We start from the raw sequence: 19357 nt of genomic DNA, 5'->3' as shown, positions 1-19357 counted from the left end.
TGTAAAATCAATCCTCCCTATTCCACATCCGTTATCTTTTTTTACACCTCCTCAAAGATATTTGATAAGTCATGCCATAGTGTTTTTTTAATTCAAAAGCTACTTTTAGTACAAAAAAAGAGCAAATTTTGTTTTTGCTCTTTTTTGTACATTAATATTGTAATAATTCTTCTTCGCTTGTCACATTCACAATATAGGCTCCGCTATGAAGTTTTTGCAATACCGTTACCATTTGGTTCGTTGGGATTGCGACACAGCCTGCAGTTGGAGCGCCATTACTGCAATGTAAGAAAAAGCCAGATCCGGCACCTTTTGTTCGACTTGTATTGTAATTTATCACGACACCGTAGCGGTATTGCGCCGGATAGTTTGCCATATGCTCATCAGCATTATTTGATGAGTCGCGTTCTTGCCATGTATTATACTGACTATCATTCACATTTGAAATCCAATAACTCCGATTTGTAATTTGTCTAAATGATAAAGCTGTACCTGGATTGCTAGTTCCAAAAGCAAAACCAAGTGAATACGCCCCTCTCGGTGTTCGACTATGGTATTCATCTGCTGAGCCAATCCCTTGCGCACCTACTTGACCATAAGTAGAAAATATTTGTTTCCATTGTCCACCTGATTTTTCCCAAAATTTTACATTTGCACTTGTTCCATTTGCTACTACAGTAATGATTTGATTTGTTCGTGAAGCAAGCTTCATTTTTGCAACGGTAGGCATATTCTCATTTACAGCAGAAGACCTTGCTGTAGCATTGCTTGAACTACTTTTTGGCTGTTCGCTTTTTTGAGCACTTGTAGATGATTTTGATGAATCAGTCGTAGGATGAGACTCTCCAGATGGTGTTTGAGTGCGATTTCCAGTAGTTTGCTCTTTAGTTGAACCTTCTTCATTCCTTTTTTCTACCTCTTGTTGTTGCGTGAGCAGATGATATGCTTTTTGCACATCAGCCAGTTGAACTTTTTTTGCCTTCGCTTGTAAAGTTTCATTTGTTACGGCACTTTTTACGGTATCTACTTTTTCATGCGTAACATTTTGTGCGAGCGTTTGCTTGCTTTTATCCGAGAATAAGGCGTTCACCTTCATTTGATTTGTAGCTATCTGGCTAACAATTTGATCAACTCGAGCTAATTTTTCTTTTAAATTAGCTTTTTTATTAGTATTAGGCAGTTGTTTTACAAGTTGTTTAGCCTTCATTTTTAACTCTTCAGAATATGTATCACTCAATAAGTCCTTATTTTCAGAAGAAAACAAACGCTGAACCGCAGAAGTCGCGTTTTTTTCTAACGATTTTTCTCGTTCTAATGCTACTTTTCTTGCCTCTTCTTTTTCTTCTGCTTTCACAGCATCTTGATGCTTCACAAACATAACTGAGACTAGAATAATAAGTAGTAAAAATCCAAAAAGAGCAAACCAAATTACCTTTTTCTCCTTCATTCTCCCAACTCCCTCACCTTGATAAGTAAATTATTCCACTAAAAACGACTAACAAAACAAAATAATTATCTTTTTATAAAATTAGGTTTTGCGAGATAGAATGAATGCGTAGAATTAGAAATAAAAAAAACGACCTCTATTTTAAGAAGTCGCTTTTTTCGTAACAGAAATGAGTTGGTTAAATCTATAGATGCCTGGTGAATAATTATATACTATCATATTTTATAACATAAAAGCTGTGAACAAAATAAGAACATTCTATACTATTTAAGCATCAAAACGGTACATTTTACACAAAATCATTAGATTGTACAGACTATTTGTGAATAAATGTAACTTATTTAGCTTCTTAAGCCTCGTCCCTTTTCAATTAAATACCAGCAAACGGAGTAAAGTACGGCAATGAAAAGTACGAGAATTCCTACAGATACAAAAAGCGATACATCCGTTTTTCCAAGAAAGCCATATCGAAATCCAGAAATCATGTAAACAATGGGATTAATTTTTGAAACAGCTTGCCAAAACGGTGGTAACATGGCTACAGAATAAAATACACCGCCAAGATATGTTAAGGGTTGTAAGACGAAAGTTGGTACAATTGATACATCATCAAAAGATTGGGCAAAAATACCATTTAATAAGCCTGCTAGTGAGAATAAAATGACTGTCATCAAAAGGGCGATAATGATAATCGGCCAAGAAAAAACTTGTAAAGGTACAAAGAAAAGGGAAATCATGGTAACGAGTGCGCTCACGAGAATACTTCTTCCTAAACCACCGATAACAAATCCCCAAATAATAACATGTGTTGGGACTGGCGCAATTAGTAATTCTTCAATATTCTTTTGGAATTTTTGTGAGAAAAAGGAAGAGGAAACATTTGAGTAGGAACTTGTGATGGCAGACATCATAATTAAGCCAGGCACAATAAATTCCATGTAGGAGAAGCCACCCATCTCCCCGATTCGTCCGCCAATTAAATTACCAAAAATAACAAAGTAAAGCGATGTTGTAATGACCGGCGGTACTAAGGTTTGCACCCAAATACGCATATAACGGTTAGTTTCTTTTACAGCTAAACTTTTTAGCGCTGTGTAATATAGATTAAACATTTTTTTCCTCCACTCGGTGCTCTTCTTCAGTGATTTTTAAAAACAATTCTTCCAAACGATTGGATTTATTTCGCATCGAAAGAACTTTTATATTTTGTCCCGAGAGCTGCTCAAATATTTCGTTGATCCCTTGATTGCGTTCGACTTCAACAGCGAGCGTTAACTCGTCTTCGAAAAAACTTTTATAGCCAGTAATTTCAGGTTTTTTCTCAAAAGGTGCAAGATCAAAAAGAAACGTTTCAAATTGTAGTTTCGCGAGTAGCGATTTCATGCTGGTGTTTTCAATTAGTTCACCAGTCTGGATGATTCCAATGTTACGGCAAAGCATCTCAGCTTCTTCCAAGTAATGTGTCGTTAAAATAATGGTTGTCCCTTGTTCATTTAATTCTTTAAGGAACTTCCACATCTCACGTCGAAGTTCAATATCCACGCCAGCAGTTGGCTCATCTAAAATGAGCAAGCGTGGTTCATGCATAAGTGCACGAGCAATCATTAAGCGCCGTTTCATACCTCCTGATAGCATTCGGGCACGCACATTGCGTTTTTCCCATAAATCAGATTGTTTTAAATATTTTTCGCTTCGCTTAAGTGCTTCTTTGCGTGAAACTCCGTAATAGCCAGCTTGATTTACAACAATTTGTTGAACAGTTTCAAATGGATTAAAGTTAAATTCTTGCGGAACTAGGCCAATTTGCTGTTTCGCTCGAACTAATTCAGTATCTAAATCATAACCGAAAACATTTACCTTGCCTGAAGTTTTATTAACAAGCGAAGTAATAATTCCAATTGTCGTTGATTTTCCGGCGCCATTTGGTCCTAAAAGTGCGTAGAAGTCTCCTTCTTCTACAACTAAATTGATTCCACGTAAAGCTTCAACGCCAGTTGCATATACTTTTTTTAAGTCTTTAATTTCGAGTGCATATGTCATTTAGTGTTTATCTCTCCTTATTTTAAGCTGCCAGCTCTATTTTAGGCACTTTGCTATTATAACATATCATTTACGTAAATTTACAATAATGGAACCACAAAAAGAGCCCCTTCCAAAAGGCCCTTTTTGCGGTTGTTTTCATTATCTCAAAAGATGATAAGTTGATTCACCGTGATGTGATGAATCATGTTCACTATATCACAATTTTAGCGTTAAAAGTGTAAACTTCCCTAGAAACCCCGTTTTTGGTCCTAAATAACCATATAAATGATTAAATCTTACAGTTTTTATGTATTTTTCTGAAAAAATAAATCAAACATATACATAATATTCTACTAGCAAATAGCATGTGCTATTGATTTATTTTAAATAATAAACCTTTAAAATTATACTTTGAAATAGGTTTTAAATTCTACGACAATATAGTGGATTTATTCAAAAAAAAACCCTCCCATTTGGAAAGGCTTTTTCATATTATACTTTTCGATAAACTCTCATGCCCGCAATGTAAGAAATAATTAGCAACCCTGCAATCCAAGCTAGAGAAAGCCATGCATCACTTGTCAGTGGCTGGGCATTAAATAAATCACGTAATGTTTGAATAATCGGTGTCATAGGTTGATTTTCTGCAAAAATTCGGACAAACTTGTTCATTCCATCAACGGGAACAAACGCCGAACTAACAAATAGAAGCATTAAGATAACATATGAGAAGGCACCTGCTCCCTCAATACTTCCAGCCATTAAACCAAACGGTACTGAAAGCCATGTTAACATGAAAGCAAACAAAATGAGTAGCAAAATAATGAGTAGCCATTCCCCGATGTTTGCATCAGAGCGGAAACCAATGAGTAATCCTACTAAAAGAACAGCTGCACAAGAAATCATCATAAAAATAACAGAGGCTAACACATGTCCACCTAAAACAGCAGATTTGGCGATTGGCATTGATTTAAACCGCTCAAACATTCCTGCTGATTTATCAAGATTGATACGAAGCGATGTATAAGCTGAGCTTGAAGCAATGGTAATTAGCAAAATACCTGGCATAATGTAGTCCACATAGTCTTGATGAGATAAACCTTGAATTTGTACGGAACCTCCGAAAATATAAACCATACCTAACATAATCATAATTGGCATAATCACAACTGTAATCATCGTGTCGATACTACGTAAGTTATGTTTAATAATGCGCCCAGATAGCGCGAAGATATCACTAAAATACTCTTTCATTATTGTTCACCCTTTCGTCAGTGTTACGAAAACATCGTCAAGCGTTGGACGGATTGTTTCAAAATCAGTCGGTTCAAGTTGATGATCGTTTAACACTTTTAAAATATTCAAAATTGTTGTCATTTCTTCAGTAAGTTCAATAGAAATTAGTTCAGGGGCAAGCACTTTTGGTTGGAAATCTATCAAAACTTCTTTTGCTTGCTTTAAATCTTCCGGAGAGAAAGTCAAATGTAGTCTGTTCTCACCCGCTAAGCGTTTCATTTCTTTAGGCGTTCCGGTTGCAATAATCTTTCCGTCTTTTAAAAAGCCTATTGTATCAGCTAATTGATCTGCTTCTTCCAAGTATTGCGTTGTTAAGAAAATTGTTTTTCCACTATTTTGGAGATTCCGAATAACTTTCCATAAATCAAGTCGGCTACTTGGGTCAAGCCCTGTCGTAGGTTCATCTAAAAACAAAATTTTAGCATCCCCCACTAAACTCATAGCTAGGTCCAGTCTACGTTTCATCCCACCTGAATATGTGGAAACAATTTTATCTTTCGCATCCAGTAAGCCAAACTGCTCTAAAAGTGAAAGAGCCACTTTTTTAGGATTTGAAACGTGTCTAAGTTTTCCAATGAGTATCAAGTTTTCTAAGCCGCTTAGCACTTCGTCAACACTTGCATGTTGAGCATTGTAACTAAAGACTTTTTGTGCTTCTCGTGGGTCTTTATCAACTGACAATTGGTCAATTTCAACTTGGCCTCCGTCACTATTTAATAGACCTGTCATTATTTTAAGCAATGTACTCTTCCCAGCACCATTCGCACCAAGTAACGTATAAATACTTCCTGCTTCAACTTGAATACTCACATCTTCTAAAACTGTTTGTTTTTTAAAACTTTTTTTAATATTCTGAATATCGATAATAGGCATCATAGCCTCTCCTTTCTATTTTAACGTTTTTCTAAGCGCATTACGTTGTTTTTCCATCCATGTTTCTTCTGGAAATTCGCTTAGTAAATTATCTGCAAACTCTGCTAAATCATCACCAACAACATCGTGCACATCTAGTTTATCTTCCACAGCATTTTCAAACATTTCAAGTACATTTATTAAAATATCCATCATGCCAGAACCATTCGCGAAATTCCATAAATACGTTTGGATACCTTCCATGACACGGCGATACTCAGTTGGTAAGGCAGTAACACGTTTTTTGTAAGCTCTATATGCACGCTTTTCTTCGCGATATTTTTTAAACCACTTTATCATTTCGATTCCCCTCCTTCAACCTCTACCATTTTAGCAGCAACAAACTCCCAACGTTTCCAAAAGCTAGCCAATTCTTCTTTACCCGTACTATTTAGTGTATAAAACTTTCTAGCAGGGCCTAAATCAGATTTTTTCTTTTCAACTTCTACAAGGCCTTTCTTTTCTATACGCATTAAAATCGTATATACGGTCCCCTCAACAATTTCATCAAAACCTAAGTCATTTAAATACTTCGTGATTTCATAACCATATGTTTCTCCTTTAGAAATTTTCTGGAGGATCATACCTTCTAAGACGCCTTTTAACAGCTCTGTCAATCCTTTCATAACGTCCACCTCTCTACTTTGTATTACTAGGTACAACTATATAGTAATACAAAGTAGTGATTTCGTCAACACTTTTATTATATTTTTTTCACTATAAAAAAATACGTTAGGATAAAAAGCTGTTCTAATGCCATTTTGGTCATAAAAAAAAGCCAATGAAATCATTGACTTTTTACAAATTGCTTTCTCATTGATATGAATGCTTTTAATCGAATGAAAGCATATCCACTCATAATACCTAATACATTTAAAAAGATATCACCTGTATCGAAAAAACCAACTGCGAAAATAAATTGAGCAGTTTCAACTAACGTAATCAGGAAAATAGATATGAGCAAAGTTTGAATGAAACGCCACTTATAAAATAAAAACCCGATTGGAATAAATGCTAGGATATTTCCTGTTGTAATGACTCGTAAATTGCCTTCTAAAAATGGAAGAATAAAATCAAAAGTTTCAAAAGAGAAGCCTTGAACATGACTTGCTTTACCAAATAGCAAGACAATCAAACTTGCAAAATATAGCACGTAAGCTAAGATTGTTAACTTTCTATTGAACTTCCATTCCACCAATTGTATGCCGATGAGGTAAATAAAAAGAGCTGTTAGTCCAATCACGATGTAATCAATAAAAGTATAGGTTTCCATAATATGATGTAAATAAAATAACAACCAACCTTTAAAATAGTAAATGTAGAGATACAGTGCTAGCGCTACGGAAACAAAAGGCAAGATTCCTATAGAAGCTATTTTTTTCATTTTGTTTCCTCCTAACTTGAATTGTTTATATTAGTATAGCGCTTATCTTTAAACAATTCGTTAAAAGGACTTAAAGAAAGTTTAAATTTGTTCCTCACGTACGAATAAAAATAAAACCCCGCCAATTAAGAATAGAACAATTAAACTTGAAACCCCGTAAGATGTCTTTCCAGTTAGTTGCGTGATTATCCCCATTAGCGCAGGGCCAATAATCGCAGAAAACTTTCCAAATATATTGTAGAAACCATAAAACTCATTAGAGCGCTCTTTTGGAATGATTTTACCAAAAAATGAACGGCTTAAAGCTTGAATGCCCCCTTGGCTTGTTCCTACAAGTATAGCTAAAATCCAAAAATCAAGCGTTGTTTTCATAAATAGCGCATATACACAAATGACAAGGTAGACAAAAATAGCAATGAGAATCAACTTTTTTGCCCCAAAGTGTTTAGCTAAAAAGCCATACAAAATGGTGAACGGAAATGCAATCAGTTGTGTGACTAGTAAAATAATAATTAAAGTTGTGTCCGTAATACCTAAATCAATGCCATATGATGTTGCCATGCGAAAAATGGTATCTACACCGTCAATATAAAAGAAATATGCGATTAAAAACAATCCAATCGTGCGGTACTGACCAATTTGACGAAGTGTTGTAAATAAACGCTTAAAACTTGTTCGCACTGGATTTTTCACACGTTCAAGAAAATGCTTTTGATGAACATTTTTAAAGAAAGGTATTGTAAAACCGAGCCACCAAATTGCCGTAAGCAGGAAACCGATATTTACTAAAGCAACATCACTAATTGGAAGTATCCCGGTTGCTTTTAAAATAATAAAGATGATAAACGGAATTGAGCTTCCTAAATAACCAAACGCATAACCAGCTGATGAAATTCGGTCCATCCGGTCATTTGTCGTTACATCCACTAAAAAACTATCGTAAAAAATATTCGCACCAGAAAAACCAATTAGAGATAGCGCATAAAGACCGAGCAAAATGAGCCAGCCATCATTAGGCACAAAAACGAACGAAACCGTACATAAAATCCCTAAAAGCGTAAAAATATTAAAGAATCTTTTTTTGAAAAACTGGTAATCCGCAATCGTCCCAAGAATCGGAGCTAAACAAGAAATGAGCAAAGTCCCAATTGAATTTGCATAACCCCAATAAGCCGTTGACATATAATCACTTACGCCAGCACTCGATGCTACACTTTTAAAATAAATCGGCAAGATTGCCGTTGTAATCATAATGGAATAGGCAGAATTTGCCCAATCTTGAAGTATCCAACTTTTCTCCTCTTTTGTAAACATCCCTTATTCTCCCTCAAAAATGTCAATGATGACTTTCCCTTCGACTTTTGGCATCTCAAAGCCCAAAATTTTTGCAAAAGTCGGCGCCTCGTCAATTAAACTGGCCATCTCCACTTCTTTTCCGCGTTTTATTCCCGGACCGCTTATAAGTAAAGTCGTTTCGTAATCTTGTTTTTGCGGATGATACCCATGCACGGCATTATAATAATCTGGCTGTCCAATCTTCTCTTCGGTTACCTCTTCAACAAGTGGCCCGTCCATATTGTCCATGAAATAACAGCCTGGGATCCCTTCGACCATAAATGTCGCTTCCGCATCAGCACCTAAGCGAATGATTTCAGTTGAATTATACACTTTCTCTGTCCCTGGTAAGCTTTGCAATACTTCAAAAACTTGATTTTCAAGTTCAGGATTTTTTATGTAAATATAACAAGACCCATCACAACTTTTCGCATAAACTTGCCATGCCTCTATTTTATTGTCATTGCCAACGCTCAACCAGTTGTATTCAGCAAATAAAACATTAAGCCGCAAGATTGTATCAACATCAATTTGATAATGATCCCCTAAAACTGCGAAAACACTTTTTTCAAAAATACCTGCCTTTTTAGTTGCCCGAATGATTTCGCCTAATCTTTTGTCGTGCCGTTGTAGTGCCTCGTTCGCCTCTTTTGAACTAACACCGTAGCGATGCCGCATGCTGTCCATATCCACAAAATGAGCCATTAAAAGACCCGGCTTTTTCGTTTGAATGGTATCTAAGACAGCAGCCGTAATAAAGTCATCAAGTTGAGGCTGCTGAATTCCATTTCGCAAATGTCCAAATTTTTTATTCATATTTAAAAGAAAAAGCGGTGAACTTCCCCAAAGAGAAACCATCACTTGATTTAGCCAAAAACGATTCGGAAAAATTTCTGCGATATTATAATCAATGCCACTTTGTGCGGCAACTGGCCATAAAAAAGAAGCCGTCTTATACCCTTTTGCTTTTGCTAGTTCATACAATGTTGGAACTTTGATAGCATCCTTATACCAAAACCAATCGGGCGAATTTTTGTCAGGTTGAATTTTTGTATTGTTAACAACCCCATGAGTAAGTGGATAATGTCCCGTTATAATGGAGGTATGAGCTGGATAAGTTAGCGAAGGATACACCGAGCGGACTTTTTTAACATGAGTGCCTTCTTCCTTTATCTTTTTAAAATTTGGTAAACTTTCAATATCTTCTAAATCTTTCGCGCCTAAAGCATCAAAAGAAATTATAAACAAATGTCTATCCAATACTACGCACCTCTTTCTCTCCCTATTGTATCAAAAACAAATAAAAAAGCCTAGACACAGAGTCTAAGCCTTATCCGTATTTTTGGGTTTCTTTTCAAGTAAATGTTCAGCTTGATCAGTAACTCCTAGTACATCAAGGAAAAACATGACAACTGGAATACCAACGATCAGCCCCCAGACACCAAAGAAATGTTCTCCAAAAATCAAGATGATAAAAGTGTAAAAAACTGGTAAGTCAGTTTTAGCAGACATTAATTTGGGATTTAACACATATGATTCGAGCGCGTGAATAATCACGACCACAATTAAAATATAAAAGACGTATTGGAAGCCGCCAACAGTATATGCGATAATGGTCAGCGGAATCATCGAAATAATAACACCTGCAACTGGAATTAGTCCTAGTAAAAAGACCATGATGGAGAGTGTTAAGAGTTGCGGGAATCCCATAATCCATAACGCAATTGTAGTTAGGATGCAGTTTACAACCGCAATTAAAAACTGCGCTTCAATAACCTTACCAAATGTGCCAACAAATTTTGTACCAAAGTACTTTATCTCATCATAAACAAATGAAATTTTACTAGTCGCAAATTGATTCGTAAAGGTAATTAATTGATCTTTTCCTAAAGAGAAAAACAGGCTTAAAATGAGCGCAATGAATACATTGAAGGCTACCACGCTTATATTCGTTAAATACGTGACAATCATTTGAACGCCCTGTTCAGTATATTTCATAATATCGATTTGATTGGCCATCGTAATAATATAATTAATGAATTCATTATTCGATTCCTGTGTAAAGAAAGTATTCGCAAATTTCACAAGTTGTCCAATTTGTTCAGTTAGAACTGGAATATATTTTACAACAACAAATGTGAGACCAAGCGCGATTAAAGCATACAGAATAAGAACGATAATTTGTCGGTAAATAGAAACCCGTTTTAAAATAAAATTCTCAAGCCTTGTAATGAGGAATGAAAAGATGAATGTTAGCAGTATAATGTCTATCATACTACGGAGCAAATACAAGACAAATACGACTAACATAAAGACTAGGACACGTCGCGTGCTCTTTTTGCTAAAAAAATCAAATAAGCTTTCCAAATATAGTCCTCCCAAAAAGTAGTTACCTAGTTATTGTAACAAATATCTTAGCTGTAATCAGCAATCTTCTAAAAGATACATCTCAAGTATGACGCGCTAGTCTTCTCCGATAATACGTACTTCTGTTTCTAAATCGACATCAAAATTGCGTTTTACAGTTTCTTGTACATGTTTGATAACCAACATATAATCCGTTGCTGTCGCACCACCAACATTTACAATAAAGCCAGCATGTTTTTTAGAAACCTGTGCGCCACCAATTTGGAAGCCTTGCAAGTGACTTTCTTGGATAAGTTTACCAGCGAAGTGACCTGGTGGACGTTTAAAAACACTACCACAAGAAGGATACTCAAGCGGCTGTTTGGATTCGCGTGCTTCAGTTAATTCAGCCATTTTCGTTTCTATTGGTTGTTTTTCTGAAAGTGCCAGTTTGAATTCTGCTTCCAGCACAATCAAATTTTTTTCTGCGACGGTACTATGACGATATTTTGCTGCGAGTTCTGAACGCTTTAAATGAAGTAATTCACCAGTAGATGTTAGAACAGTGGCACCCTCTAGGCAATCACTAATTTCGCCGCCATATGCTCCGGCATTCATATAAAGTGCACCACCAACCGAACCAGGAATTCCGCAGGTAAACTCAAGACCAGTAAGACTTGCATCACGGGCAAAACGTGATACATCAATTAATTTGGCACCACTTCCTGCATAGATGGTTGTTTCTTTTCGTTCTACTTTATTTAGTGCATCAAAATATAAAACGACCCCTCGAATGCCCCCATCTTTTACAATTAAATTTGAACCATTACCTAAAATCGTTAGTGCCACATGATTATCATGACAATATTTCACAACGGTTTGAACTTCTTCATTTGTACATGGCATCACAAATAAGTCAGCATTTCCACCTGTTTTTGTATAGGTATATGTAGCAAGACTTTCATTTTCTTTCATATTTAATTTAGGCAAAATTTCGTTTAAGTCTTTCATTATTTTTTTCATTTTAAAAACCTTCCATTCACGTTGTAAGTTTCACTCCTTCTATTCTACCATGAAGCCCGTTTTTTACAAAATAATGTAAAATAATTGTGTTTTGGATTAAAAAATGGTAAATTCGGGTATAGGAACAAATATTCGCTTTTTTGTTTTAAAAGATTGGAGGACCCTATGATACGTTTTAAAGATGTCACAAAAAACTATACGGATGATAATATTGCCGTTAGTAAGCTCAACTTGGATATTAAAGATGGTGAATTTTTTGTTTTTATCGGTCCAAGCGGTTGTGGAAAAACAACAACACTTAAAATGATTAATCGACTCATTCCACTTTCAACAGGAACGATTTATATCAATGAGAAACGCATTAGTGACTACAATATTCATGAACTTCGTTTCGATATTGGTTACGTGTTACAACAAATTGCCCTGTTTCCGCATATGACGATTGCTGAAAATATCGCGATTGTTCCTGAACTAAAAAAATGGGATAAAGAAAAAATTTATAACCGTACAACAGAACTGCTCGAAATGGTTGGTCTTGATCCAGAAATTTATCGTGATCGTAAACCAAAAGAGCTTTCTGGCGGTGAACAGCAACGTGTTGGCGTTGTGCGTGCACTTGCCGCTGATCCTAGCATCATTTTAATGGATGAGCCATTTAGCGCACTCGATCCTATTACACGTCAAAAACTACAACAGGATATTTCTCTCCTCCAAAAGAAAATTAAAAAGACGATTGTTTTTGTTACTCATGATATGCAAGAAGCGCTCGCGCTAGGTGACCGAATTTGCCTCATGCAAGACGGAAAAATCGTTCAGTGTGATACCCCCTCAAATATTTTAAAAAACCCGAAAAATGACTTTGTTAGACATTTCCTTGATTCTGGAAATATTACAAAACCTCATTTATTACCTGAAAATAAAAATGCACAAGACATTATAAACCTCTTAGCTTTAGAGGAAAAAAATGCGCCTGATTTGAAAGTTTTAAAGAATGATGCAACAGTTAGCGAAATTATTGGGGCGTTGGCAGTAGATAATGCGGTGCAAATTCAAGATGATAACAAGAGAATGTATACTCTGACACATGCAGATTTGACGAAGTTTTTAGCTAGTCAATTAGAACAGGTTGGTGAGGCGAATTGAATACACTCATCAATACATTTATTGAAAGAAAAGATGTTCTTTGGACGGCGCTCGTTCAGCATATTCAAATTTCATTCATTTCCCTTTTCATCGCTGTTTTAATCGCCCTTCCGCTTGGCATCTACTTAACTAGGCATAAGCGAATAGCTGAACCGATTATCCAAGTCGCGGCTATTTTTCAAACAATACCGTCTTTAGCTCTTCTTGGTCTTTTGATTCCGCTTGTTGGTATTGGGATTGTTCCAGCGATTATTGCACTTGTGATTTATGCGTTACTTCCGATTTTGCGTAATACATATACAGGAATCAATGAAGTGGACCCGGCACTCGTTGAAGCATCGCGCGCTATGGGTATGAACAAGTGGCGTCGCCTTTACAAAGTACAGCTACCTCTTGCAATGCCAGTTATTATGGCCGGAATTCGTACGGCGATGGTGCTTATAATTGGTACGGCAACTCTTGCTGCCCTTATTGGCGCTGGTGGGCTTGGGGATTTAATTCTGCTTGGAATTGACCGCAACAACAATAGTTTAATCTTACTTGGAGCCATTCCAGCGGCTCTTCTAGCGATTTTATTCGATGTTCTTTTGCGCTTCTTAGAAAAGGCAAGTTTTAGGAGTACTATTATAACGGTGTCCATCGGTATTCTGCTTACTGCTGCACTCATAATTGTTCCGTACTTTACTTCTGATAAGAAAGAAATTACGATTGCTGGAAAGCTCGGTGCTGAGCCAGAGATACTAATTAACATGTATAAATTAGTAATTGAAGATGAAACAGATTTAACCGTCAATTTAAAGCCGAATATGGGTAAAACGAGCTTTCTATTTAACGCACTTAAATCCGGTAACATCGACATCTATCCAGAATTCACTGGTACCGTTTTAGAAACCTTTACAAACGATCCTGCCAAATCGCATGATGCGAATCAAGTTTACAAACAGGCAAGAGACGGACTTGCCAAGCAATTTAATATGACTTATTTAAAACCTATGCAATATAATAATACGTATGCTCTTGCGGTATCAAGCGATTTCGCGAAACAAAATGATTTACAAAAAATTTCCGATTTGTCTGGCGTACAAAATCTTGTGAAAGCTGGTTTTACGCTGGAGTTTAATGACCGTGATGATGGCTATAAAGGTATCCAAAAAACATATGGCTTACAATTTGATAGTGTAAAAACGATGGAACCAAAACTACGCTATAGTGCTATTGAAGCGAATGATATTAATCTAATTGATGCCTATTCAACAGATAGTGAACTCGCGCAATATCAATTAAAAGTTTTAGAAGATGATAAACAGTTTTTCCCCCCGTATCAAGGAGCCCCATTAATGCTCACTAAAACAATTGAGAAGTATCCAGAAATTCGGGCACCGCTAAATAAACTTGCGGGCAAAATTACGGATGATGAAATGCGAAAGATGAACTATGAGGTCAATGTAAATGGAAAATCAGCTGAGGAAGTTGCACGTGCCTTTTTAGTTAAAGAAAAAATTCTTAAAAAATAATAAAAATGGATACTAGAAGCTAATCGCTTTTAGTATCCATTTTTATTATTTATCAAGTAAAATGAGTTTATTTGTCTTCTTGTCGCCGGACGGGTTGACCATTTTCATCTAAGAGTGGCGTCATTCCTCCTGAGTAACCCGCATAATGATATAGATACTGAATTCCCGTTTCTTGATCTTCCCAAATTTCCATTACTGTCATTTTCCCTTGCGTATAAACTTTTTTAAAGCGTTCATCTGCCATACTATCTCCCATTCCTCTCTTTTTTAAAAAACTAGAATTTGCGTCAAACAAATTCTAGTTTTTCTCTCATTCGTTTCGAATCAGTTCGATAATTTTATTTGTATTTGGTTTATAAAAACGACAATGTGCTTCATACTCCATATTAAACTCTTGTGCGCGTTTCGGTAAGGGGTTTGTTTTATCAATTAGTAAGCCTGCTTCTAAAAGTGGAAGTAGCGAAATAATTTGATCAAAAACTAAGCCGCCATTTGTATCGCTCAAAACGTTAACCATTTTAGCTAGTGCTTTTCGTTCTTCAGATGGCAATTGTTTTTGATGGGTATGATACCATTTGGCAAGAGCAGAACGATTTTCTCTCGTCGCCTCCAAATAGATAGTTTGCGCATATGCCGCTTTCATAAAAGCAATCGATAAATCTTCTGCTGATGTCCAGTCTTCTGGCTTAATAAGCCCTTGTTCTTTAATTTTTTCATTCAATAACGCAATATCTTCTTGATAAATATCCATTTTATGCTGTTGTTGTTTGTAAACTTCAAGTGCAAGACTAAGTTGATCAATTGTAGGTTGAAGTTTTTCTCCAAACAAAACGTTATTGTTTAAAATAAGTTGGGCTTGTTCAATTCGTTCGGCCACAATACTGTCACGTTCTTTCACGATACTAGCCCGTTTTGTCAAATATTCAAAATAAAAATTATACTTCTGCAATTTTTGAACGACCGCTAAAGCCTCTTCTCGGCTAGCTAGTTCATCTTCGCTTCTTAGTACAGTGATGCCAGAGATTTTCCCTAGCTTGGTAAAAATGACAACCTGAAATAATTGATCTTGCGCATCTATCTTATAAGGTAACACATGGTCTTGCTCTAAAAGTTTCTTTTGTGGTTTCAACATTTTGCTAGCCATTATAATCAACACCTTTACTACGCTTATTCTAATAATTTAATTATAACGAATCTAGGTGAAAAATTCGAGGGAAAATATTAAGATATTTTTAATTTACAGTTTACATAATTTTATTATCGTTAATTATAAGCGGAAATTAAGAAAATACATGTGTAGAGTACCATAAAAACGGTAATCCTCTTTATAATAAAAAGGCAAATGCAGTTAAAATTACACCACATTTGCCTGTTATTTCTAGAGCGCTTCAGTTAATTTTTTCTTTTTATTCTTAACAGGATTTAATGAACGTTCAATAAATCCAAGTACGAGGTCAACAATGATAGCCATTAGTGCAGTTGGAATCGCACCGGCTAAAATAATGGCAGTACCGTTTGTCGCGTTTGTTCCTCGAACAATAATGTCCCCTAGTCCGCCTGCTCCGACAAATGTTCCAATTGCAGCAACACCAATTGCAATAACGAGTGCGTTACGAATACCAGCCATAATAACAGAAAGCGCAAGCGGCAACTCAATCATGCGTAGAACTTGCCATTTTGTCATCCCCATAGCTTTCCCCGACTCAAGTAATGCACCATCTACATTTTGGATACCCGTATACGTATTCTTTAAAATCGGTAAAAGCGAATACAAAAACAGTGAGAGTACAACCGTATTTGTGCCAAGACCCATAATTAGCATCAAGACAGCAAGCATAGCAAGCGCTGGAATCGTTTGAATGATATTAGCAATTTGGATAACCCAATTTGCAAGTCGGCGTTTACGTGCAATATAGATGCCGAGTGGAATCGCAACAATACTAGCAAAAAGCACACCATAAATACTCATCAAAAAGTGTCTCCAAAAAGCTTCCGCCACATATGCCCCATTTGTCGCATAATAGTCAATTAATTGATTAAACGTATTCATTTGCTTTCATCCTCAAAATAGTTATTTTTTTGAAGAAATTCTTCTGCAACAACAGAAGGTTCTTTCAATTTACCATCGGCCTGATAGTTTAACTTTTGCATTTCTTCTGTAGAAATTTTTCCAACTAGTTTGTTTAAAGTAGTTTTTAGTTCCGGATGCTCTTTTAAAATCTCGTCTGTAGCTACAGGTGAGGCGTCATATGGTGGAAAGAATTTTTTATCATCTTCTAAAATCTTCAAATTATAGGTTGGAATACGTCCGTCCGTCGAGTAACCGAGCGCCACATCCATCTGATCATTTTTAAGTGCCGTATAAATCAAACCAATTTGCATCGGAAAAATCTTTTTAAAATCGATGTTGTATTCCTTTGAAAAAGCTTTATAACCATCGCCAGCACGTTCCATCCAGGAATTATCTACCCCAGCTGTAAGCTCTTTTTGGACTGGACGCATATCACTAATCGTATTTAAATTATATTTTTTAGCTGTATCTTGTCGCACCATAAAGGCGTATGTGTTTGCGAATCCATAAGAATCAAACCACGTTTGTTGGAATTTATCTTCAAAGCCTTTTTGAACAGCGGAAAGAGCTTCCTCTGGATCTTTAATAGGTTCTTCACCAAGAGGTCCAACTAAATCGGTTCCTGTGTATCTTGTCGCTGTAATATCCACATCTCCGTTCACCATCGCCTGGTGTTGCACAACAGATGATCCTAAATTATTTACCATCTCTACTTTTAAATCTGTGTCATGCTCAATCATTTGTTTCACGATATTCGCAACAATTTGTGATTCTGTTGTTGACATTGAACCAATTCGAATGGTATCACCCGAGCCCCCGCCTAAACCTGGCAGTGAACATCCTGTTAAAAGGACGAAAGACGCACATAAAACAGTTATTAAAGTTGTAATTTTTTTCATTTTCCGTCCCTCCTAACCGTTGTTTCTTGCATCGCGAAGTGGTTTTGGTGTTAAAATATTTTCGAGTTTACCGAGGAAATATTCAACAAGTAGCGCCAAAATAGTAACTGGAATCGCGCCACCTAAAATTAAATCTGGACGATATAAATTTAAGCCGTTAAAAATAAAGTCACCTAGTCCACCAGCACCAATATATGACGCGAGCGTTGCCCACGCAATAATATAGACAGCTGACAGCCTAATTCCAGCCATAATAACCGAAATTGAGTTCGGAATTTCCACGTTTATAATAAGCTGAAAACTTGTCATTCCCATGCCACGCCCCGACTCAATTAAGTTTTTATCTACGCTGCGAACCCCGATGAACGTATTACGTAAAATGGGTAATAGCGCGTAAATAAATAGTGCAATAATTGCTGGGAATGTACCTACGCCTAAAATTGGAATAATAAACGCAAGAATGGCGAGTGACGGAACTGTTTGTAAGACACTGACAACACCAATCACAAAATCCGCTATTTTCGGCGAACGCGTAAGTAAAATACCTACAGGAACGGCTACAATGATGCCTAAAATAACAGCGGCAAGCGATATGTAAAGATGCTGCCAAGTTTGAACAAGCAAGTTATGCCCATTTTCTTGGAAAAATTGCGTAATGGCATCCATTATTCTCCCCCCTGACTACTGTGCGCAAGTTCTTCGCCTTTCTTTTCATGAGAAGTAGACGTATCGTCGCCCCAAATTGAATCGTATACCATATCAACAAGACTAGCACGTGTCACAATTCCAACAAGTTTTTTATCATTATCTACAACGGGCACATATTTGTAACCGCGTTTTAAAATACGTTGTACGGTATCGCGAAGTAAGGCGTCTTCCTTCACAAAAAACACATTTTTCTCCAAAATATCAACAACTGATGTCGCTGTACGACGATTAGAATCAATTTGTTCGACATCAATGAAACCTTTCAAAATATTTTTCTCATCAACGACAAGAAGCGTATCCACTCGGCGTTCTTTCATAAGCTGAATTGCGGCTTGTAAAGATTTATCCGCCGTAATGGAAACTGGTTTTGGATTCATAATTTGGCTAACTACTGTTACATTTGGTTGTGCTTCAATTAAACGATCTTTCCCAATGAAATCTTCAACAAATGAATCAGCAGGATTGCGTAAAATTTCATCTGGCGTATCAAATTGCACGACTTTTCCGTCTCGCATAATGACAATACGATCAGCTAGTTTTATCGCTTCATCCATATCATGTGTAACAAAAATAATCGTTTTCCCAAGTTCCTGTTGTAAGCTTTTAAACTCTTCTTGAAGAGCATCTCGCGTAATTGGATCAAGCGCCCCAAACGGTTCATCCATCAAGATGAGTGTTTGGTCAGCTGCTAAAGCACGAAGCACCCCAATACGCTGTTGTTGCCCACCACTTAGTTCATACGGATATTTATCCAAATATTCTTCTGGCAAATCAACCAGTTTAATCAATTCTTTCGCGCGCTCATGTTTCTTTTCATCCGACCACTTCAAAAGCTTTGGGACTAAAACGATGTTGTCGCGAATCGTCATGTGCGGCATGAGACCGATTTGTTGAATCACATACCCAATTGACCGGCGTAACTTTACAGGATCTTCTTGTAAGATATCCTTATCGTTGATGAAAATTTTACCTTCAGAAGGTTCAATTAAACGATTTATCATTTTCATCGTCGTCGTTTTTCCGCACCCACTAGGTCCGATAAAGCAAATAAATTCTCCCTTTTCAATGTTTAGGTTTAGGTCGCTAACCGCCTTTTTCCCACCTTTATACGTCTTCGTAACGTGTTCAAACTTTAACACGAAGGACACCTCCATATGTATTTCTATTTTACCCAATCTTTAGGTAATTTCCCTATTCCTCTAGCTACTAAACAAAAAAACCTTATAGAACAATCTATAAGGAGACTATATAAAAAGT

Annotated in this window: 20 protein-coding genes; 2 read left to right on the top strand and 18 right to left on the bottom strand. The window is 36.4% G+C overall.

What is annotated here, in order from left to right; all coding sequences use genetic code 11:
- Positions 1–151 precede the first annotated feature (151 nt).
- The 12 genes from R8923_RS01880 to murB all read right to left on the bottom strand — a co-directional run bounded on the left by R8923_RS01880 (position 152) and on the right by murB (position 11765).
- A complete protein-coding gene (locus R8923_RS01880) occupies positions 152–1447 on the bottom strand; it encodes a toxin Cry1Ac domain D-VI-related protein (protein ID WP_485871057.1) in 1296 nt (431 codons plus the stop codon).
- A gap of 341 nt (positions 1448–1788) precedes the next feature.
- Entirely contained in the window at positions 1789–2559 is a 771-nt protein-coding gene (locus tag R8923_RS01875; RefSeq protein WP_485871056.1) for an ABC transporter permease, read from the bottom strand.
- Positions 2552–3487 (bottom strand): ABC transporter ATP-binding protein, encoded by a 936-nt coding sequence (locus R8923_RS01870; protein ID WP_485871055.1) that lies wholly within the window; start codon positions 3485–3487, stop codon positions 2552–2554. The genes R8923_RS01875 and R8923_RS01870 overlap by 8 nt, the downstream gene beginning before the upstream one ends.
- A 474-nt stretch (positions 3488–3961) precedes the next feature.
- Positions 3962–4723 (bottom strand): ABC transporter permease, encoded by a 762-nt coding sequence (locus R8923_RS01865; protein ID WP_485871054.1) that lies wholly within the window; start codon positions 4721–4723, stop codon positions 3962–3964.
- 6 nt (positions 4724–4729) lie between these two features.
- Positions 4730–5638 (bottom strand): ABC transporter ATP-binding protein, encoded by a 909-nt coding sequence (locus R8923_RS01860; RefSeq protein ID WP_485871053.1) that lies wholly within the window; start codon positions 5636–5638, stop codon positions 4730–4732.
- Between the two features lie 15 nt (positions 5639–5653).
- Positions 5654–5977, bottom strand: a complete 324-nt coding sequence (locus tag R8923_RS01855; RefSeq protein ID WP_485871052.1) for a DUF1048 domain-containing protein — start codon at positions 5975–5977, stop codon at positions 5654–5656.
- On the bottom strand, positions 5974–6303 hold the full coding sequence (locus R8923_RS01850) for a PadR family transcriptional regulator (RefSeq protein WP_485871051.1): 330 nt from the start codon (positions 6301–6303) through the stop codon (positions 5974–5976). Before R8923_RS01850 ends, R8923_RS01855 begins: the two co-directional genes overlap by 4 nt.
- 161 nt (positions 6304–6464) lie before the next feature.
- Positions 6465–7061: a VanZ family protein gene (locus tag R8923_RS01845; protein WP_485871050.1), complete on the bottom strand. Its 597-nt coding sequence runs from the start codon at positions 7059–7061 to the stop codon at positions 6465–6467.
- Positions 7062–7142: 81 nt separating this feature from the next.
- Entirely contained in the window at positions 7143–8375 is a 1233-nt protein-coding gene (locus R8923_RS01840; RefSeq protein ID WP_485871049.1) for an MFS transporter, read from the bottom strand.
- Positions 8376–8378: 3 nt separating this feature from the next.
- Positions 8379–9656: an alkaline phosphatase family protein gene (locus R8923_RS01835; protein WP_485871048.1), complete on the bottom strand. Its 1278-nt coding sequence runs from the start codon at positions 9654–9656 to the stop codon at positions 8379–8381.
- Positions 9657–9719: 63 nt separating this feature from the next.
- Positions 9720–10763, bottom strand: a complete 1044-nt coding sequence (locus R8923_RS01830) for an AI-2E family transporter (protein ID WP_485871047.1) — start codon at positions 10761–10763, stop codon at positions 9720–9722.
- 96 nt (positions 10764–10859) lie between these two features.
- Positions 10860–11765 carry a UDP-N-acetylmuramate dehydrogenase gene (gene murB, locus R8923_RS01825; RefSeq protein ID WP_485871046.1) on the bottom strand — a complete coding sequence of 302 codons (906 nt, stop codon included), beginning with the start codon at positions 11763–11765 and terminating at the stop codon, positions 10860–10862.
- 165 nt (positions 11766–11930) lie between these two features.
- On the opposite strand from murB, the gene R8923_RS01820 reads away from it, so the two are divergent.
- Both R8923_RS01820 and R8923_RS01815 read left to right on the top strand, forming a co-directional pair.
- Positions 11931–12908: an ABC transporter ATP-binding protein gene (locus R8923_RS01820; RefSeq protein ID WP_485871045.1), complete on the top strand. Its 978-nt coding sequence runs from the start codon at positions 11931–11933 to the stop codon at positions 12906–12908.
- Positions 12905–14422, top strand: coding sequence for an ABC transporter permease/substrate-binding protein (locus R8923_RS01815; RefSeq protein WP_485871044.1), 1518 nt, complete (start codon positions 12905–12907; stop codon positions 14420–14422). Before R8923_RS01820 ends, R8923_RS01815 begins: the two co-directional genes overlap by 4 nt.
- Positions 14423–14489: 67 nt before the next feature.
- Here R8923_RS01815 and R8923_RS01810 read toward each other — a convergent pair whose 3' ends face one another.
- The 6 genes from R8923_RS01810 to R8923_RS01785 all read right to left on the bottom strand — a co-directional run bounded on the left by R8923_RS01810 (position 14490) and on the right by R8923_RS01785 (position 19239).
- Positions 14490–14666, bottom strand: a complete 177-nt coding sequence (locus R8923_RS01810) for a DUF6440 family protein (protein WP_485871043.1) — start codon at positions 14664–14666, stop codon at positions 14490–14492.
- Between the two features lie 66 nt (positions 14667–14732).
- Positions 14733–15566: a hypothetical protein gene (locus tag R8923_RS01805; protein ID WP_485871042.1), complete on the bottom strand. Its 834-nt coding sequence runs from the start codon at positions 15564–15566 to the stop codon at positions 14733–14735.
- 234 nt (positions 15567–15800) lie between these two features.
- Entirely contained in the window at positions 15801–16472 is a 672-nt protein-coding gene (locus tag R8923_RS01800) for an ABC transporter permease (RefSeq protein ID WP_088808960.1), read from the bottom strand.
- Complete coding sequence (locus R8923_RS01795) at positions 16469–17392, bottom strand: osmoprotectant ABC transporter substrate-binding protein (protein WP_485871041.1); 924 nt, start codon at positions 17390–17392, stop codon at positions 16469–16471. The genes R8923_RS01800 and R8923_RS01795 overlap by 4 nt, the downstream gene beginning before the upstream one ends.
- A 12-nt stretch (positions 17393–17404) precedes the next feature.
- On the bottom strand, positions 17405–18058 hold the full coding sequence (locus tag R8923_RS01790) for an ABC transporter permease (RefSeq protein ID WP_485871040.1): 654 nt from the start codon (positions 18056–18058) through the stop codon (positions 17405–17407).
- The gene (locus tag R8923_RS01785; RefSeq protein ID WP_485871039.1) at positions 18058–19239 is read right to left on the bottom strand and encodes a betaine/proline/choline family ABC transporter ATP-binding protein; all 1182 of its coding nucleotides are present in this window, start codon (positions 19237–19239) and stop codon (positions 18058–18060) included. The genes R8923_RS01790 and R8923_RS01785 overlap by 1 nt, the downstream gene beginning before the upstream one ends.
- Positions 19240–19357: the final 118 nt, after the last annotated feature.

It is taken from the genome of Listeria tempestatis, assembly GCF_963575625.1.
In the GTDB taxonomy this organism is placed as follows: Bacteria; Bacillota; Bacilli; order Lactobacillales; family Listeriaceae; genus Listeria; species Listeria tempestatis.
This window is presented reverse-complemented; position numbering and strand designations above follow the sequence as displayed.

What these genes read in the sequence shown, in the direction of transcription:
- R8923_RS01880 (WP_485871057.1), bottom strand. Translation starts at nt 1,447, where the DNA reads ATGAAGGAGAAAAAGGTAATTTGGTTTGCTCTTTTTGGATTTTTACTA.
- R8923_RS01875 (WP_485871056.1), bottom strand. Translation starts at nt 2,559, where the DNA reads ATGTTTAATCTATATTACACAGCGCTAAAAAGTTTAGCTGTAAAAGAA.
- R8923_RS01870 (WP_485871055.1), bottom strand. Translation starts at nt 3,487, where the DNA reads ATGACATATGCACTCGAAATTAAAGACTTAAAAAAAGTATATGCAACT.
- R8923_RS01865 (WP_485871054.1), bottom strand. Translation starts at nt 4,723, where the DNA reads ATGAAAGAGTATTTTAGTGATATCTTCGCGCTATCTGGGCGCATTATT.
- R8923_RS01860 (WP_485871053.1), bottom strand. Translation starts at nt 5,638, where the DNA reads ATGCCTATTATCGATATTCAGAATATTAAAAAAAGTTTTAAAAAACAA.
- R8923_RS01855 (WP_485871052.1), bottom strand. Translation starts at nt 5,977, where the DNA reads ATGATAAAGTGGTTTAAAAAATATCGCGAAGAAAAGCGTGCATATAGA.
- R8923_RS01850 (WP_485871051.1), bottom strand. Translation starts at nt 6,303, where the DNA reads ATGAAAGGATTGACAGAGCTGTTAAAAGGCGTCTTAGAAGGTATGATC.
- R8923_RS01845 (WP_485871050.1), bottom strand. Translation starts at nt 7,061, where the DNA reads ATGAAAAAAATAGCTTCTATAGGAATCTTGCCTTTTGTTTCCGTAGCG.
- R8923_RS01840 (WP_485871049.1), bottom strand. Translation starts at nt 8,375, where the DNA reads ATGTTTACAAAAGAGGAGAAAAGTTGGATACTTCAAGATTGGGCAAAT.
- murB (WP_485871046.1), bottom strand. Translation starts at nt 11,765, where the DNA reads ATGAAAAAAATAATGAAAGACTTAAACGAAATTTTGCCTAAATTAAAT.
- R8923_RS01820 (WP_485871045.1), top strand. Translation starts at nt 11,931, where the DNA reads ATGATACGTTTTAAAGATGTCACAAAAAACTATACGGATGATAATATT.
- R8923_RS01810 (WP_485871043.1), bottom strand. Translation starts at nt 14,666, where the DNA reads ATGGCAGATGAACGCTTTAAAAAAGTTTATACGCAAGGGAAAATGACA.
- R8923_RS01805 (WP_485871042.1), bottom strand. Translation starts at nt 15,566, where the DNA reads ATGGCTAGCAAAATGTTGAAACCACAAAAGAAACTTTTAGAGCAAGAC.
- R8923_RS01800 (WP_088808960.1), bottom strand. Translation starts at nt 16,472, where the DNA reads ATGAATACGTTTAATCAATTAATTGACTATTATGCGACAAATGGGGCA.
- R8923_RS01795 (WP_485871041.1), bottom strand. Translation starts at nt 17,392, where the DNA reads ATGAAAAAAATTACAACTTTAATAACTGTTTTATGTGCGTCTTTCGTC.
- R8923_RS01790 (WP_485871040.1), bottom strand. Translation starts at nt 18,058, where the DNA reads ATGGATGCCATTACGCAATTTTTCCAAGAAAATGGGCATAACTTGCTT.